Source organism: Streptomyces sp. NPDC058198, from assembly GCF_042882605.1.
In the GTDB taxonomy this organism is placed as follows: domain Bacteria; phylum Actinomycetota; class Actinomycetes; order Streptomycetales; family Streptomycetaceae; genus Streptomyces.
Window position 1 is genome coordinate 629,818 of sequence record NZ_JBHVVP010000001.1, and the last position, 16,745, is coordinate 646,562.

At 67.4% G+C, this 16,745-nt stretch carries 11 protein-coding genes and 1 pseudogene; 6 read left to right on the forward strand and 6 right to left on the reverse strand.

Going from position 1 to position 16,745, the window contains the following annotated elements:
• Nucleotides 1-163: 163 nt before the first annotated feature.
• The 4 genes from ACFVWW_RS02835 (at nt 164) to ACFVWW_RS02850 (ending at nt 5,343) form a co-directional block, all read left to right on the forward strand.
• Nucleotides 164-1,087 carry a carbohydrate ABC transporter permease gene (locus ACFVWW_RS02835; RefSeq protein ID WP_386875513.1) on the forward strand — a complete coding sequence of 308 codons (924 nt, stop codon included), beginning with the start codon at nt 164-166 and terminating at the stop codon, nt 1,085-1,087.
• Between the two features lie 116 nt (nt 1,088-1,203).
• Complete coding sequence (locus ACFVWW_RS02840; protein ID WP_384182710.1) at nt 1,204-2,019, forward strand: carbohydrate ABC transporter permease; 816 nt, start codon at nt 1,204-1,206, stop codon at nt 2,017-2,019.
• 61 nt (nt 2,020-2,080) lie between these two features.
• The gene (locus tag ACFVWW_RS02845) at nt 2,081-3,436 is read left to right on the forward strand and encodes an ABC transporter substrate-binding protein (RefSeq protein ID WP_386875516.1); all 1,356 of its coding nucleotides are present in this window, start codon (nt 2,081-2,083) and stop codon (nt 3,434-3,436) included.
• A 152-nt stretch (nt 3,437-3,588) separates the two neighbouring features.
• Nucleotides 3,589-5,343 carry a beta-galactosidase family protein gene (locus ACFVWW_RS02850; RefSeq protein WP_386875518.1) on the forward strand — a complete coding sequence of 585 codons (1,755 nt, stop codon included), beginning with the start codon at nt 3,589-3,591 and terminating at the stop codon, nt 5,341-5,343.
• 210 nt (nt 5,344-5,553) lie between these two features.
• Here ACFVWW_RS02850 and ACFVWW_RS02855 read toward each other — a convergent pair whose 3' ends face one another.
• The 3 genes from ACFVWW_RS02855 to ACFVWW_RS02865 all read right to left on the reverse strand — a co-directional run bounded on the left by ACFVWW_RS02855 (nt 5,554) and on the right by ACFVWW_RS02865 (nt 9,450).
• Nucleotides 5,554-6,138, reverse strand: a complete 585-nt coding sequence (locus tag ACFVWW_RS02855; protein WP_386875519.1) for a DUF305 domain-containing protein — start codon at nt 6,136-6,138, stop codon at nt 5,554-5,556.
• Nucleotides 6,139-6,158: 20 nt separating this feature from the next.
• The gene (locus tag ACFVWW_RS02860; protein WP_384182719.1) at nt 6,159-7,529 is read right to left on the reverse strand and encodes a DUF1996 domain-containing protein; all 1,371 of its coding nucleotides are present in this window, start codon (nt 7,527-7,529) and stop codon (nt 6,159-6,161) included.
• Between the two features lie 196 nt (nt 7,530-7,725).
• Complete coding sequence (locus tag ACFVWW_RS02865) at nt 7,726-9,450, reverse strand: discoidin domain-containing protein (protein WP_384328139.1); 1,725 nt, start codon at nt 9,448-9,450, stop codon at nt 7,726-7,728.
• Between the two features lie 329 nt (nt 9,451-9,779).
• Here ACFVWW_RS02865 and ACFVWW_RS02870 point away from each other — a divergent pair, with 329 nt between their 5' ends.
• A complete protein-coding gene (locus tag ACFVWW_RS02870) occupies nt 9,780-10,772 on the forward strand; it encodes a LacI family DNA-binding transcriptional regulator (RefSeq protein WP_384328141.1) in 993 nt (330 codons plus the stop codon).
• Between the two features lie 232 nt (nt 10,773-11,004).
• Nucleotides 11,005-11,319: pseudogene (locus ACFVWW_RS02875) on the forward strand (transposase); the annotation flags it as partial.
• Here the strand turns inward: ACFVWW_RS02875 and ACFVWW_RS02880 are convergent.
• From ACFVWW_RS02880 to ACFVWW_RS02890, 3 genes are all read right to left on the reverse strand, one after another.
• Entirely contained in the window at nt 11,315-12,862 is a 1,548-nt protein-coding gene (locus ACFVWW_RS02880; protein ID WP_386875522.1) for a multicopper oxidase family protein, read from the reverse strand. The pseudogene ACFVWW_RS02875 and the gene ACFVWW_RS02880 overlap by 5 nt on opposite strands.
• A gap of 148 nt (nt 12,863-13,010) precedes the next feature.
• Nucleotides 13,011-13,825 (reverse strand): IS5 family transposase gene (locus tag ACFVWW_RS02885; RefSeq protein WP_386876711.1). Its coding sequence is split into 2 segments (ribosomal slippage): nt 13,011-13,477 and nt 13,477-13,825, totalling 816 coding nucleotides; the frame shifts between segments, so codons are not numbered across the junction.
• A gap of 115 nt (nt 13,826-13,940) precedes the next feature.
• On the reverse strand, nt 13,941-16,658 hold the full coding sequence (locus tag ACFVWW_RS02890; protein WP_384328144.1) for a M48 family metalloprotease: 2,718 nt from the start codon (nt 16,656-16,658) through the stop codon (nt 13,941-13,943).
• Between the last annotated feature and the right edge of the window lie 87 nt (nt 16,659-16,745).

A 16,745-nucleotide genomic window follows, 5' to 3' on the forward strand; every position in this document is an offset into this window, starting at 1 on the left:
GCTACCGGAATCGTTGCGTAACACAGTATTGACATTGCCCAGCCCGCTGGCGAAACTCACCGCCATGACCGGCATGGCAGCGCAAACATGAGAGGTACCTGCGCAATCCAGGCATGAGCCGGACCCAGCGTCGTGAAATCCGGGCGAGAACAGGACTGAACCGTTGAGCACTTCACCCCCTGCGGTGGTGTCACCCCGACCACAGGCGTGGCAGCCCTCGCATCACAGCCGCTACGGCTACGCGTTCTTCGCCCCGTTCCTGGTGGTCTTCCTCGTCGTCATCGTCGCGCCGCTCCTCTACGCGGTGTACCTCAGCCTGTTCCAGGACCGCCTCGTCGGAGGCAACGTCTTTGTCGGCCTCGACAACTACCGCCGCGCGCTGACCGACACTCTGTTCCGAGCCGGCCTGCTCCGCGTCGCCGTGTTCCTGGCGCTCCAGGTCCCCTTCATGCTCGGCATCGCGCTGATCGCAGCCCTCGCCATCGACAGCGGCCGACTGCGTCTGCCCGGCCTGTTCCGCCTCGGAATCTTCCTGCCCTATGCGGTGCCGTCCGTCGTCGCCGCCCTCATGTGGGGCTACCTCTACGGCCGCGACTTCGGCCTGGTGAGCAACATCGGCGACCTCCTCGGCACCGACATGCCCGATCTCCTGGGCACATCCTGGATGCTCGCATCCATCGGCAACGTCGTCACCTGGGAATACGTCGGCTACAACATGCTGATCCTCTACGCCGCCCTGCGCGCCATCCCCGAAGAGCTCTACGAGGCAGCGGAGGTCGACGGCGCGGGCGAGATCCGCAAGGCGTGGAGCATCAAACTCCCGGCCCTGCGCCCGGCGCTGCTTCTGGCACTGGTGTTTTCGATCATCGGCAGCTTTCAGCTCTTCAACGAACCGAATGTGCTGCAATCCCTCGCTCCCGGTGTGATCAGCACCAGCTACACGCCCAACATGTACGCCTCCAACCTGGCGTTCAACGGGCAGCAGTTCAACTATTCCGCGGCCATCGCCGTCGTGCTCGGAGCAGTGACTGCCATCGTCGCCTACACCGTCCAGCTGCGTACGGCACGAAAGGAACAACTGCGGTGACGACCACGGTTCCCTCCCCCTTGAGGCGCGGACACCCTTCCACCCGCCCCATCGCGACACCTGTCTCCCGCAGGCGGCGCCGTGGCAGTATTCCCCTCACCGCTGTGATGGTTCTGATGCTGGGTTACGCGCTGCTCCCCCTGGTCTGGCTGCTGATCAGCTCCACCAAATCCAGCAGTTCCCTCTTCGACAGCTTCGGCCTGTGGTTCGGCAAGGACTTCAATCTCTGGACCAACATCCACGAGGTCCTGACCTACGACGACGGCATCTACATCCGCTGGTTCGGCAACACGGTCCTCTACTCTGTCGTCGGCGCCGGCGGTGCGGCGGTCATCGCCACCGCCGGCGGGTACGCCCTGGCGAAATACGAGTTCCGCGGCCGCCGCCTCCTGTCCGCGTCGGTCCTGGGTGCCATCACCATCCCCGGCACCGCCCTCGCCGTGCCCACCTACCTCCTCTTCAGCAAGATCGGCATCGTCGATACCCCCTGGGCCGTACTCATCCCCGCTCTGGCCAGCCCCTTCGGCCTGTATCTGATGCAGATCTACGCCGCCGAGGCCGTTCCGGACTCGATGCTGGAGGCAGCCAGAATCGACGGCTCGGGCGAACTGCGGACCTTCTTCACCATCTCCCTGCGGCTCCTTGCCCCCGGCTTCGTCACCGTTCTGCTCTTTGCCCTGGTCGCCACCTGGAACAACTACTTCCTGCCGCTGATCGTGCTGAGCAACCCCAAGTGGTTCCCGCTCACCGTCGGCCTCAACCAGTGGAACAGTCTGGCCACTGGCAACGCCGGAAGCGGGGCGACCACCACCGGCTTCTATCCCCTCGTCATCACCGGAAGCCTGCTCGCGATCATTCCGCTGATCATCGCGTTCCTGTTCCTCCAGCGTTACTGGCAGTCGGGCCTCGCCGCCGGAAGCGTCAAGCAGTAGGCGCCCGCACGCCCCACCCCGCGCCATCCCTCACCTCACCGCACCCTCCAAGGAGACTCCCATGCCCGCTTCCGCTCCATCCCGCTCCCGCAGACGATTTCTTGCCCTTCTTCCCGTCACCGCGCTGGCACTCTCGCTCACCGCGTGCGGCGGTGACTCCGACGCCCCCAAAACCGGGACCTCCGCGGCCGATCTCGACAAGGCCCTGCAGCAGCCGACGACACTGACCTTCTGGACCTGGGTGCCGAACATCCAGAAGACTGTCGATCTCTTCGAGAAGAAGTACCCGAAGGTCAAGGTCAAGGTCGTCAACGCGGGACAGTCCGCCGCCGAGTACACCAAGCTGCAGACCGCCCTCAAGGCCGGCAGTGGCGGCCCGGACGTCGCCCAGGTCGAGTACTTCGCTCTCCCGCAGTTCGCCCTCGCCAAGCAGCTCGTCAACCTCAACGACTACGGCGCCGACAAGCTCAAGGACACGTACGCGGCATCCGCATGGTCCCAGGTCAACGTCAACGGCGGAGTGTACGGCCTGCCTCAGGACACCGGCCCGCTGGCGATGTTCTACCGCGAGGACGTCCTCAAGAAGTACGACATCGAGCCGCCCAAGACCTGGGCGGAGTACGAGAAGGCCGCCGAGAAGCTCCACCAAGCGGACCCGAAGTCGTACATCGCATCCATGGACCCGGGTGACGCGGGCGTCGTCTCGATGCTCTGGCAGGCGGGCAGCCGCCCCTTCCAGACCAAGAAGGGCACCGACGTCACCGTCGACCTGGCGGACAAGGGCGCCACCCAGTGGTCGCAGATGTCCGCCCGCCTGCTGGAGAAGAAGCTGGTCGACCCGCAGCCGGGCTGGACCAACGAGTGGTGGCGTGCCATGTCCACCGGCAAGTACGCCATGTGGATCACCGGCGCCTGGGCGCCCGCCAACATTGCCAGCACCCTCCCGGACACGATGGGCAAGTGGCGAGCCGCGCCCGTCCCGCAGTGGAACGAGGGTGACCACGTCAGTGCGGAGAACGGCGGATCGTCGACCGTCGTGCCGACGACCAGCAAGAACAAGGCAGCCGCAGTGGCGTTCAACCAGTGGCTGAGCTCCGACCCCGAGGCCATCAAGTCCCTCAACGCCAACGGGCTCTTCCCCGCCACCAAGCAGCTCCTTCAGGACCCGGCCTTCCTTGACACGCCGCTGGATGTCTTCGGCGGCCAGAAGGCGAACAAGATCTTCGCCGACTCCTCGGCACAGGTCGGCACGGGCTGGCAGTACCTGCCGTACCAGGTGTACGCCAACTCGGTGTTCAAGGACACCGTCGGCCAGAAGTTCACCGCGTACGCCGACCCGGCCCCGGGCTTCGCCGAGTGGCAGAGCCGTATCGCCGACTACGGCAAGGAGCAGGGCTTCAACGTCACCGCCAAGTAACCGCGGTGCGCCGGGCCATGGCACAACACCGGCCCGGCGCATCCGCACGGCTGCGATCACACCGGCATCGCGCACTCGCCGGAACACCATTCAGGCGGAGAGCGACCCTCCCTGCGCCCACCGCCTGACTCCAGTAGAGGAAGCAGACCCCCATGCCCGAACTGCGCATCGGCTCGGAAGGATTCCGTCTCGACGACGCTCCGTTCCAGATCATCTCCGGTGGTCTGCACTACTTCCGTGTCCACCCCGGACAGTGGCGCGACCGGCTGCGCAAGGCCCGCCTGATGGGCCTCAACACAGTCGACACGTACGTCCCCTGGAACCTGCACGAGCCTACGCGCGGCGAGTTCCGCATGGACGGTGGACTGAACCTGCCGGCGTTCCTCGAGTGCGCGCGGGACGAGGGACTGCACGTACTGCTGCGTCCCGGTCCCTACATCTGCGCCGAATGGGAGGGCGGCGGGCTGCCCTCATGGCTGCTGACCGACCCGGACCTTCCCCTACGCACCCTCGACCCCCGATTCATGGACGCTGTCACCGACTTCTTCTCGTGGCTGCTTCCCCGGGTGAGCCCGTACCTGGGCACCCGCGGAGGTCCGGTTCTCGCTGTGCAGGTCGAGAACGAGTACGGCGCCTTCGGTAACGACACCGCCTACCTCCAGGCCACGGCACAGCTGCTGCGCGACCATGGAGTCGACGTGCCGCTGTTCACCTGTGATCAGCCGGGAGACCTGGCGAACGGTGGCATCCCGGGCATCCTGAGAACCGCCAACTTCGGCAGCAATGTCGAGGCAAACCTGGAGACCCTGCGCGGCCACCAGCCCGAAGGCCCTCTGATGTGCACGGAGTTCTGGATCGGCTGGTTCGACCGCTGGGGCGGCATCCACGTGACCCGGGACGTCGAGGACGTGGCAGCGGACCTGGACACTCTGTTGTCCGCAGGCGCAAGTGTGAACATGTACATGTTCCATGGCGGCACCAACTTCGGATTCACCAACGGCGCCAATGACAAACACACCTACCGGCCCACCGTCACCTCGTACGACTACGATGCCCCACTCGACGAGTCCGGTGACCCCACCCCCAAGTACGCGGCGTTCCGCGACGTCATCGCCCGCCACGCCCCGGTGCCCGACGAGCCGGTCCTCCAGGTCGAGAAGAAGCTGAACCTCCTCGACATACATCTGCCGAATCGCGCGCCGCTGCTCGACAACGCTGCCCGGCTCGGGCGGGAGGCCGTCGCGGACGAGCGCCCGCTGAGGATGGAACAGCTCGGCCAGGACTTCGGCTTCGTCCTGTACGAGACCACCCTGGCCACACCGGGCCACGCACTCCTCGCCATCACCGCGTACGGCGACCGCGCCCAGGTCTACGTCGACGGCAGGCCCGTCGGGGTTCTCGAGCGCGAGAGCCACCAACACGTTCTGGCGTTCACGGTGGACAGAAAGGACGCCACACTGCAGGTCCTGGTGGAGAACCAGGGGCGCGTCAATTACGGCAGGGCGCTGCGTGACCCCAAGGGAATCACGGGTCCTGTCACCCTGGACGGCAACGAGCTCACCGGCTGGACCAGCCGGCCACTGCCTCTCGACTCGCTCGACGGCCTCGTCTTCGCCGCGGGGCTGAACGCCGCCGGCCCTGAGCCCACCTTCCACCAAGGGCACTTCCATCTCCATGCGGCGGCCGACACCTTCCTCGACCTGACCGGCTGGACCAAGGGCGCCGCCTGGGTCAACGGCTTTCACCTCGGCCGCTACTGGTCCCGCGGCCCGCAGCGCCGCCTCTACGTCCCCGGCCCCGCCCTGCGCAAGGGCCGTAACGAACTGGTCGTCCTTGAACTGCACGCCACCGCCCGCAGCGTCGTGGGCCTACGCGACACACCGGACCTGGGGCCGGCCGAGGAGTAAATCCGTGCTGCGGTCCGAACAGTGACGATTCCCCGGTTCACGAGACCGGGGATTCGTTGCGGATCGGTGTGCAGATCAATCCAGTACACCGGCTTCCTCCCGGACCGTGTGTGCCGGGTGAGAGGCCCGAACCGTCGCCCGGTGTCGGGCCCTCCGTACTTCGACGTCCTTTCCAGGACAGGGGTTTGGAAGCTCGGGAGTGCAGCAGGCTCACCCGGTGGTCGGGGTCTTGTACGGGCCGTCGGGCGTCACCGTGCTCTCGCCGCCGGACGTCGCGGGCCGTACTGCTCGCAGTTCGTCCAGCCGGGAGGTCTGTTCGGCTGCGCTCTTCACGATGGCTGCGGCCAGTTCCTTCGCCTTGTCGGCCCGGCCTTGGGTTTGCTCGCTGGCGCAGAGCATCCGGGACTGCGTGAAGTGGGCGCGCAGCGCGTCGGTGAGAATCTGGTCGAAAACCCGGCCGTTCGTGGCGGCTGCCTCTTCGAGGGTGCCGAGGCTGACCATGCCCGGCATGTTGTGCCCTTCGTGGGGGCGGGTATCGGGGACGCCTGAGAGCTGCCGCACAGCGCGCAGGCGGCGCAGGTCTCCGCGCAGTGTCGATCCGGTCTTCGCCGCCAGCGTGGCAAGGGCCGGGTCTGCTGTGCGGGAGGGGACCAGATCGGTCAGGAGCTGCGCGCGCTCGGCCATGGGGATCATCAACAGGATCCAAGCGGTGTCGGTGGCGTTGAAGGCCGATCTCGGCGACGTGCCGGCTGTCGGCTGCGTGGTGCAGCCGACAGCCAACAGCGCCAGGACCACGGCGCATACCGACCACAGAGTCAGAACGTGCCTGCGGAGTTGCACTTGGCCTTCTGGTTGATGCAGTCCTTCACGCGGTGTCCGAGAGCGGCATTGTCCCAGGCATTGAAGAAGTCACCGTGGATGGACGACGCCATACCCGAGGCCAGCTGGAAGCCCGCGGCGCTACCGCTGGTCGGGTAACTGGTGACGAAAGAGAGGTTGGGGATGGCGACGGGGTAGGCGCCGCTGCACTTGCCGTCGTAGGTGAACGCCACGTGCGACTTGTGGTCGGGACTGTCGAGGTTCTTGCCGTCCCAGCAGTCGGGGAAGACGAGCTGGTGGGTGAGGTGGGCCTTCGGGGCACAGACCGGCCAGTTGCCGTCGGCGCTTCTGCCGATCTCACCGCCCTCGCCGGCGCACCAGAACTGGCCCGGCGATCCCGCCGGGGTAGGCAACTGTGTCCTGGAGTTACCTGCGATCATGCGGAATCCCTCCGGGAAGGGCACAGTCGCTGAGGGGTCGGGGAGCCGGGAACCGTAGTAGACGATCATGCCCTCGGGTTCGACGGCCGTGTTGTTCTCGTAGAGGGTGGGGATCCAGTACGCCGAGAGGTCGTCCGGAGGGGTGCAACTGGTCGGCGTGTTGGCCCGCAGCGACTCGGTCGTGGAGAACGCGTCGGTGCTCTTGTTGCCGAAGAAGCTGTGCATGTGGGACGCGCCGGGAAGGCCCGGCAGGACGATGGGGTCGTCCGGCTTGGAGTGACTGTAGGTGCAGGTGGCGTTGAACTCCGGAACCCGGACCACACCGGCGGGCACCGCGGCCGGCGTCATCGCACGGAACTGCGCCAGCTGAGCGTTCCACTTGGCCTGGTCGACGGGAACCCATCCAGCCGCTGTGCCATCCCCCGCGCCGACGAAGGAGAACCAGTTGATGTTGACGAAGTCGTTGGGTGTCGTGCCGCGCAGCACGGCGAACACCGTCTGTGAACCGGTGGGGTGGGTGGTGACTTCGGTGGCCTGGGTCGCCCAGTTCTGCCAACCGCCGGTCGGGGAGACCGGTATGACGGCGAGTAGCGGTCCGGTCAGGCCGGCGGTGCGCAACTCCACTGTGCCCGAGCCGACGGCGGAAGCGATCCGGGCCGACACCGTCAGCCGGCCGGCCGCGCCGAGGTCGACGTTGTCGAAGCGCAGCCAGTCGCCGTCGGCGAGGAACGCGGCGTTCTGCCCGCCTCCGGTGTCCGAGGTCGCCTCTAACGTGACACCTGACTGGGCTGCGTAGGACTCGGCCTGGACGGTGACCGTCGCAGCCTGCGCCTGCTGGGCCGAGACGGTCAAGCTCAGGGCGGCGGCCAGCACGACCGCCAGAGTGTTCACCAACAGTGTGTACAGATGGACAGGATATTTGCGCATGTCACTTCCTCACGGGCATCGGGGGTGAAGGGCCTGCTTCTTGCCGGAGAACAGCGATGGGGAGAGCAGGAGCCGGACAGCGGCGTGATCCGGGCGCCCCAGGCCGCCCCGAGGGGGCGGGTGGAGCGGCCCGGGAGCTTCGCGAACGCTGGACGGCTGGACGGCTGGGGGGGCTGGGGGGGCTGGGGGCTGGGGGCTACTGATAGACCCGCACGTAGTCGACGAGCATCTTGGAGGGGAAGGGGGTACTGGCGTCTGTCGGGCCCGGCCAGTCACCTCCGACCGCCAGGTTGAGGATCATGTAGTGGGGGTGGTCGAAGATCCACGGTCCGCGTGTCTGCTCCACCTGGTCTTTGTCGAGGGAGAAGACGGTCCGGCCGTCCAGGCTGTAGGTGATGCCTTTGCTGTTCCAGTCGGCAGCCCAGGTGTGGAAGTCGTCGGAGAAGTCGGCGTTCCCGGGCAGTGTGTACGGCGCGCCGATTCCGCCTCCGCCGTTGTAGGCGGGCGCGTGGACGGTCGAGTAAGCGGTCTTCACGTCCTTGCCGAGGACTTCCACGATGTCGATCTCGCCGTTGTACGGCCACGGCCGGCCCGTCAGGAAGTCGGCGCCCATCATCCAGAACGCGGGCCACAGACCGTTGCCCTTGGGCACCTTGATGCGTGCTTCGACGCGCCCGTAGGTGAACTGGAACGTCGCGCCGGTGTTCATCCGCGCTGAGGTGTACTGACAGGTGGTGCTGCCGCTCAACGGGTCACGCGGGCACGACGATCCGGCGGTGACCTCCTTGCGTGCTTCCATCACCAGGTGTCCCGCCCCGTCGAGTGCGGCGTTGCGGTGGTCGCTGTAGTACTCCAGCTCGTTGTTCGGCCCGGTGCCCGGATCGGCCCTCCACTTCGAGGCGTCGGGCTTGCCGCCTGCGGCGCCGTCGAAATCGTCGCTCCACACCAGCCGCGGCGGGTTCGCGGGGTCACTCGGCAGGGGCGGAGCCTGTATCGGATCGCCGCCCGTGCCGTACACCTGGAACTCCCACAGCGAGTAGCCGTAAGGGGTGGCACGCTGCGTCCCGTACATGCGCACATAGCGGCCGGTGCCGGAGACAGCGAGCGTCTGCTTGAAGCCCGTGCCGGACGTCGTCGAATAGATCGGCGTCCAGTCGGCTCCATTCGACGAGACCTGGATCTGGAAGGACTTGGCATAGGCGGGATCCCACTGCAGGACGACCTTGTCGATCTGCGCCGTCGCGCCGAGATCGACGGAGATCCAGCCTGGATCGGTCCATCCCGTGGTGGAGCTTGTGGCCCAGCGAGAGGCAGGATCCCGGTCGAAAGCCCTGGCCGGCGTGCACTCCCAGCAGTTCTGGTCAGTCTGGGAGGAAGAAGCCGCGCCCGGCCTGCCGTAGGAGAGCAGTCTGTCGGCGTTACCGCCCGGACCGCCGGCACCGGCAGTGCCGTACACCTGGAACTCCCACAGCGAGAAGCCGTAAGCGGTGGCACGCTGCGTCCCGTACATGCGCACATAGCGGCCGGTGCCGGAAACGGCCAGGTTCTGGGTGCCGCCTGTGCTCGTGGCCGTCTGGTGGACGACTGTCCACGTCTGCGCGTCGGTCGATACCTCGATCCTGAACGCCGTGCCGTACGCGGCTTCCCAGTTGAGGACGACCCGGCTGATCCCGGCACTTGCCCCGAGGTCGATCTGAATCCACTGCGGGTCGGCGAAGGCGCTGGACCAGCGCGTCCCGGGGTCGCCGTCGACGGCGCTCGGAGCGCTGAAGACTCCCTCGGTACTCGACGCGGTGGCGGGCTTTCCCTGAGAGAGCAGGACCTCCGCTGCCTGAGCGGAAGGGGCGGGGAGAGCGATGAAAGCGAGCAGTGAGGCCGCGAGGGCCAAGAATAAGTTGAAGCGGCGCAGCAGCGTTTGCATGGGCGACTCCTCAAGCGGGGGGGAGGTGAGGGAGCGCTCCCTGAAAGGGAGAATGGAGGGGCTGGTAAAGGCTGTCAAGAGCTCTTTCACCTTGAAAAAACAGCGACGTGACGCCTACGACAAACGGAGGGAGCGGTCTCTCATGATCCGGGTGGCACACCGACAGCCACGGGGGTGGCGCTGAGGGAGACACGCTCCCGAGCATGCTCATGCCGCCCCGGCCTGCGGATACGCTGCTTACCTCGCCATGACGCAGAGCCGGAGGTCGCCCCGATGAGAAAACCCGCTCCGCGCACGAACCCGGGCGGCGGCACAGGGGACGGACAGGTATGAAACGCCCCACTCTCGAAGTGGTCGCCGCCCGAGCGGGCGTGTCCAAATCGAGCGTCTCCCGTGTCATCAACGGCGAGACGACGGTCGCCCCGCAGATCCGAGACGTCGTCATGCGCGCCGTACAGGAATTGGGCTACGTGCCCAACGGGGCAGCACGCAATCTCGTCACCCGCCGCACAGACACGCTCGCCGTGGTGGTCTCCGACCCGCCTCAAGGAGTCGTCTCCGACGACCCCCTCTTCTCCGCGGTGGTCCGCGCCGTCAGCAGGGAGCTCGAGACGGCGGGCAAACGGCTCGTGCTCATGCTCGCGGAATCGGACCAGAGCCGGACCAGAGTGGTGCGGTACATCGCCGGCGGGCATGTGGACGGCGCGCTCCTGGTCGCCCTGCACGGTACGGATCCGCTGCCGGCCGCACTGGCCCGGCAGGGCCTGCCTGTCGTGTCCTTCAACCGCACCTCCGCACCGGACGTCCCGTACGTGGCGCTGGACAACGCCGGCGGAGCGGCACTGGCCGTGCGTCATCTCCTGGAGCGCGGTCGGCGCCGGATCGCCACCATCACCGGGCCGCTCGAACTGTACGAGGCACGTGAGCGTCTCGATGGCTACCGTCAGACGCTGCGTGACACCGGCCGTCGCTCCATTGTGGCACTGGGCGACTTCACCAGAGCCTCCGGCGCCGAAGCCATGCGGCAGCTCCTGGAGGACGATCCCGATCTCGACGCGGTGTTCGCAGCCAACGACCTGATGGCGATCGGAGCCCTGCGCACCCTCCGTCAAGCGGGCCGACGTGTCCCCGAAGACGTGGCGGTCATCGGCTTCGACGACATAGAAGCCGCGTCGTACACCAGTCCCGCGCTCACCTCGGTGCGCAGCCCGATGGCCGACCAGGCGACCGCCGCCGTCCACCTGCTCCTCGGCCTGATCGACGGCGGCCCCACAGGGCCGGTAATCATGCCGAATGAACTCGTGGTGCGCGAATCGACCTGATCTCCCGGCAGCACGGCTCACCCCGCGCCGTACTGCGCCGCTGCCAAGCGCATTGCGGTTCCGGTCGTAGGCACTGTTCGCCCAGCGGTTGATCGTCGCGCTGTAGGGGGCGGACAGCCGGCAGTTGAGCGTCCCGAGCCCGCGGACGTAGGCGCCCTTGAACGAGGGGCCGTCACCTGTGCGGTTGTCGCCCTCACCCGGTTCGCGAAGAACGCCTACGGTTCACGGGGTCGACGGCAACCGGCTCACCTGCTTCCCCACCAACACCAAGGACACCGCGATCGCCGAGCTGGAGCTGCCGCACCACCACCGGGCCCGGGCCGAGGACCGCATCCGAAATGCCCGTGACACCGGCCTGCGCAACCTGCCCCTGAACACCACCGCGCAGAACCAGCTCTGGCTGAAGATCGGCCAGCTCGCACTCGACCTTCTGGCCTGGATGCCGATGCTCGCACTGACCGGCCAGGCCCGCCGCTGGGAACCGAAGAAACTTCGTTTCCGGCGGTTCTCTGCGGCCGCCCAGCTGATCACCACCGGCAACGTCAGGAGCAGCGCAGAAGGAACATGAACCCGTAGTCCATGTGGAGCTGTTGGTGGCAGTGGAACAGGGACAGTCCTGGCTGGTCGGCGGTGAAGTCGAGGTCGAGTGTCTGGTAGCCGCCGAGCATGACGACGTCCTTGTGCAGCCCCTGGGTGGGGGTGCCGGCGATGTGGGTGACCTCGAAGGTGTGTCGGTGCAGGTGGAGGGGGTGGATGTCGTCGCTGGCGTTGCGGAACCGCAGCCGGTACCGCTTGTCGCGGTCGATGTCCAGCACCGGCTTGTTGGTGTCCATGGAGAAGGGGACGCCGTTGAGGGGCCAGACATTGAACCCCTTGTCGGCGGCGTTGCGCTTCTCCACCAGCAGGTCGATCACGTGGTCGGGCCGGGTGGTGGGGGAGCCGGACCGGGCGAAGGTGCGGTAGTCCCAGGTGAAGCGGGGCGGTGCGATCCAGCGTGGGGAACCGCTGCGGCCTGCGTATTCCACCACGGTGCCCATGCCGCCTTTCCGGTCGTCGTCGGACAGGTCCCCCAGCACCCACACACCCGGATGGTTCATCTCCACCACCGCCGAGACACGTTCGGCGGTGCCGATCCACAGCACTGGCACGCTGGTCGGCAGGGGTACCGGATTGCCGTCGAGCGCGACCACTTTGAAGGTGTGGCCGGGCAGGGCAAGACTGCGGATCTCGGTGGCGCTGGCGTTGAGGACGTGGAACAGCACGCGCTGGCCGGCCTTGACCTTGATCGGCTGACCGTGGCCCAGTTTGCGGCCGTTGATGCTGAACGCGCGGTAGCCGACTTCGTAGCCGTGCGGCATCCCCCGGGCCAGTGACTCGGCCATCGCCTTCTCGCCCCTGCGCTTCAGGTCCGGCACCGGGGAGCCGGCCAGGAAGTTCTGAGCCATGTCCCCGCCGTGACTGAGGGCGGGGACGAACTCCTTCAAGACCAAGAACACTTCCTGGTCGTACGCGCCGGGGTTGGCTTTGGGCTCGATGTACACCGGGCCCGCCTGACCGGAGTACGTGCTCCGGGACAGGTCACTGTGTGCCGGCACGTGGGTGTGGTAGAAGCGGAAACCAGCCGGCCCGGGGGTGAACGACAGTCGCCGCATCCCGTGCGCGGGGATGTACGGGGTGCCCTCCTCCGAAGCTCCGTCCACGTCTGCGGGAACCCGCTGGCCATGCCAGTGCAACAGCTCGGGGGTGCCGGTGTCGTTGTGGACGTCGACCACGACCGGGCGACCCTCGGTGAACCGCAGCAGCGGACCGGGGAACTGCCCGTTGTAGACCGTGGTGGAAACGATCGTGTCCGGCGCGAGCTCCACACGCCCCGTCGCGATCCGCAGCGTGTAATCCGCCTTCTTCGAGGGACCGGCCGTAACAGAGGGCACGGTGGCTTCGCAGGCGGCTACCGCAACGGCACTGCCCCCGCCCAGCAGGGCCACGCCACCCAGTCTGAGGACATCGCGACGAGCAATCGGCACGGTTCCGCTCCCTTCCACCAAACTCCCGGCGGCAACCCCGGCGTCCAGACCCACACCGCTCCTCACCAAGAGCGAAGAAGCCAATGCGCAGGGTAAACGTACGACCCGGCGAAAGAGGCGGAGGCCGCCTCGTACGGCGCGGCGGTCCCGCCGACCGCAGGAAACCGGTTCGACGAGGCGGCATCTCTGTTTCCGAGCCCTTTAAGACCGTGTCCTACATGGTCAGCTTGAGGAGGCGCTTGTAGCAGCAGAGAGCGGCTGCGAGTCCGAGAAAGGCCAGGTAGTTGCCTGGTTTACGCTCGTATCGGTGGCTGAGTCGGCGGTAGCCGGTCAGCCAGGACATGGTGCGCTCGATCACCCACCTGCGCCGGCCGAGGCGTTGGCTGGAGTCGATGCCCTTACGTGCGATACGGACCCCGATGTGTTTGCCCCAGAGCCATCGTCGCAGGTGGGGGATGTCGTACGCCTTGTCGGCGTGGAGGCGGCGAGGCTTCGAATCCGTCGCGTGGGGTTCGTGTCCCATGTGGAAATGGGACAGCATCGGCTTCAGCGCGAGGCTGTCGTGGGTGTTCGCCGCGGAGAGCCCGACGCGTAGGGGCAGCCCGTCCGCGTCGGACAGGACGTGCATCTTGGAACCTTCCTTGCCCCGGTCCACGGGACTCGGACCTGCAAGTTCGCCCCTTTTTTGGCGCGAACGTGTGCGGAGTCCAGGACCGCCCGGGACAGGTCGATCAAGTCCCGTTCATCCAAGAGCTGGAGAATCTTCTGATGCAGCCGACCCCACACACCGGCTCTCGACCAGATGACGAAACGGCGGTGCACGGTCGACTTCGACGCCCCGAAGCACGGCGGTAAGGCCCGCCAGGCGCACCCGCTGACCAGCACGTAGATGATCGCCGCGAAGACCGTCTCATCATCGATGTTCGCGACCCCGCCCCCTTGCGGCCGCACCCGAGCCGGCGGCAGTAACGGCCTCGCTATCTCCCACAACCCGTCCGGAACGATCCATCCCCAGCGTCCACTCCCCATGCCCAGTACAACCGTCAACTGACCATGTAGGACACGGTCTTAGTCGCTTCTGAGGTGGAGCCGGTGGAGTGTCCAGCCGTCCAGGTCCTCGATGCTGAATCTGACCCGTGACCGATCAGTCGGCCGTCCATTGCGGCCACCTCTTGGCCGTGGCGGAGACGCGCTCCGCCAGGGGCGGCAGCGTCGCCTCGGCGTGTTTGACGGCCTCGTAGAGCTGCTTCAGCATCTCGGTGTTGCGGTCCACGTCGTTCTCCGGGCTGTTGAGTACAGCCTTGCACTCCGCAGCCGCGCTTTTGCCGCGGTTCAGCAGAGTGGACCACTTCTGATCCAGGTCGGGGTCGGGCACCCGCAGATGGCGCCGGGCGGTGGCCGTGTCGCGGGCGAGCCCGTTGCAGACAGGGCGAAGAGTATCGGCGTCGCCGGTTCCGTTATCGGTGTTCAAGTTTTGCACCCACGTCGCGAGTTCGAGGTAGCGGCCGGACAGTGCCACGAGGTCCTCCTGGCCGCCTGCCTTGTACCAGGCCAGGAGCTGGAAGTCGCGTACCTTGTCGTCGGTGTCGACCGGTTCGGCTCGGACCGGCACGGCCGAGAACGGGCTGCCACCGGCCCGCTGCGGGTCGACAACAGCGGCTGTGAGAACGAGCCCGGCCACCACCGTGACGGCTACGACGGCCCGGTCCGGCCAGGAGGGTCGTACGGTGTCGGCGGGCAACGACGTGCGTTCTGTGCGGGGCCATTGGGACATGACGGTCGCGGCGAGGGCGGCGCCGAAGAAGACCGGTGTTACCGGAGGGATGAGTATCTCGGTCAGTATCCAGGAGGTGCCGGGCAGCCAGTGGCAGGTGTTGGCCATGACCCGCAGCGGACCGACGCAGCCGTCGGCGGCCTGGAGGACGAAGTAGCCGGCCACCATGCCGATGTGCGCGATGGCCGCCGCTGTCAGGGCACGGGGCAGGCGGTGTGTACGGGTGGTCGCGGCGACCACGGCCGCCGTGCCCACTACCCCGGCCCACAGGGCAACCGTCCGCCACCACAGGTAGACCGCCTGGAAGGCGAGGGTCCGCTCCTCCAGCGCGGGGCGCCAGGAATGCATGTATGCCATCGCCGCTGCTACGACGGCGACGCCCACGACCCCTCCGGCCAGCCCGGCCAGCACGGTGGAGCGCAGCCCTGCCGTCCTGGGCCGCCTCAACAACAGCAGCGCCGGGTACGCCCACAGAACGACCGCGCCGGCGACGGTCGTCAGGTACGTGCCCGCGACGGCCAGGTTGATCAGGACCGAACCGATCCAGGGCAGCACGGACTCGTACTGGGGAAGGCTGTTCCAGGGGCCGGGGAACATTTGCCGGGCGAGCTCGGACAGACCGCCAGCCTTGAGGAAGTTTCCTGTCATCCATAACTGTCCGTCGCGCAACCACCAGTTCAGTCCGCCGGCCGCCACCACGGAGCCCGCGGCTGCCGCGGCAAGGACGGCCCGGCGTGGCACGGCACGCTCGCCCGGCATGGTCCGCAGGTGGAGTTGTGCGCACTGGGCGAGCCAGGTGATGTAGACGACGGAGCCGAGGAGCAGGACGAGGAGAGGTTCCGCGTGCTCGGGCGTCCAGTCGGGCGCTGCGGTCGGCCCGGACAGCAGTTCCCCGCAGACCAGACCGAACCCGAGGGCGAGCCCCGCCCGGATACCCCTGGGGCCGGCCGTCCGGTTGTGGGCGGCGTACAGGGCTGCCCGCCAGACCGCGACCGTCACGACGCACGCGGCCAGGGCTCCGACGACCCAGGCGGCAACGCCGCTGTCCCACACCGCGCTCAGGCTGTTTCCGGTGACGAGCGTGACGACACCGAGCAGGAACAGCGGCACGTCCGTCAGGGCGAACAGCCCCGCCGGGTTGTGCAGTGAACGCCGTCGCTCGGACCAGGAGGGGTGGCTGCGCCATAGCGCGGCAACGGCCCTCAGCACCGACCGGCCTTGTGCACGCCCCTCTGACTGCGCCTGCCAGACGGCCGGGTCGGCGCCCAGGGCGACCGCGCCCAGGTCGGCGTACAGCTCGCGGTGGCGCAGGGTGTCGGCGCGAGCCAGGACGACCAGCAGGAACAGGAACGCGGCGACGCCGATGGCCTTGATCGTGGTCGGTCGGCCGGCTGGCCAGAAGACCTCGTCGGCGCCCCAGAACACGCCGAAAAACTGTGCCGCGACGAGGCTTCCGCCGATCAGGAGCGTGTAGGGGACGACGACCAACGCCAGGAAGACGCGCCACAGCGCTGTCACCGCGTAGGCGATGTCCACGTCCCGGTTGCGGATGTGGGCCAGTTCGTGCAGGACCACGGCCTCGAAGCGAGCGGTGTTCACACGACGGGTGTGCAGCAGGCCGTTGTTCAAGCACAGCGTGCGCCGGCCGGCCCGGCCGTAGACGACCGCGCCGGGATCTAGCGCGGACAGGTCGACAACGAGATCGGGCAGGGACCGCACCCCGGCACGCTCTGCCAATGCGACGACCTCGGCCCGCACCTCACCCTGCGGATCCCCCGTGTGCAGCGGTTCCACGCCGGGCTGGCTCCGCTTCCGGCGCGGAATCAGCAGATACAGCCCGCCGGCCGCCAGCAACACGGCACCGGTGCCGGCCAGCCCGTACCAGCGTGGAACCTCCTCTGTCTTCTCGACGCACGCCCGCACTGCGTCTTCCTGTGCCTGGTCCCGGAACAGCTCGTCGATCAGCTTGCCCCCAGGGTCGTACCCGGCGGCGAACTGGCACACTGTCGCCACGTCCTCGTACGGCAACGGCCGCAGGATGCTACTCAGCATCGCGACCGTGGCTACCACCATGGCGACGGCCAGCATGAGGAACCGCAGGGTGGTGCCCGCAGGTAAGGCGCCGGGGTCAGATCCTGCAGAAGCGGAGGGGACGGTCCCGGAATCCGGGCGAGG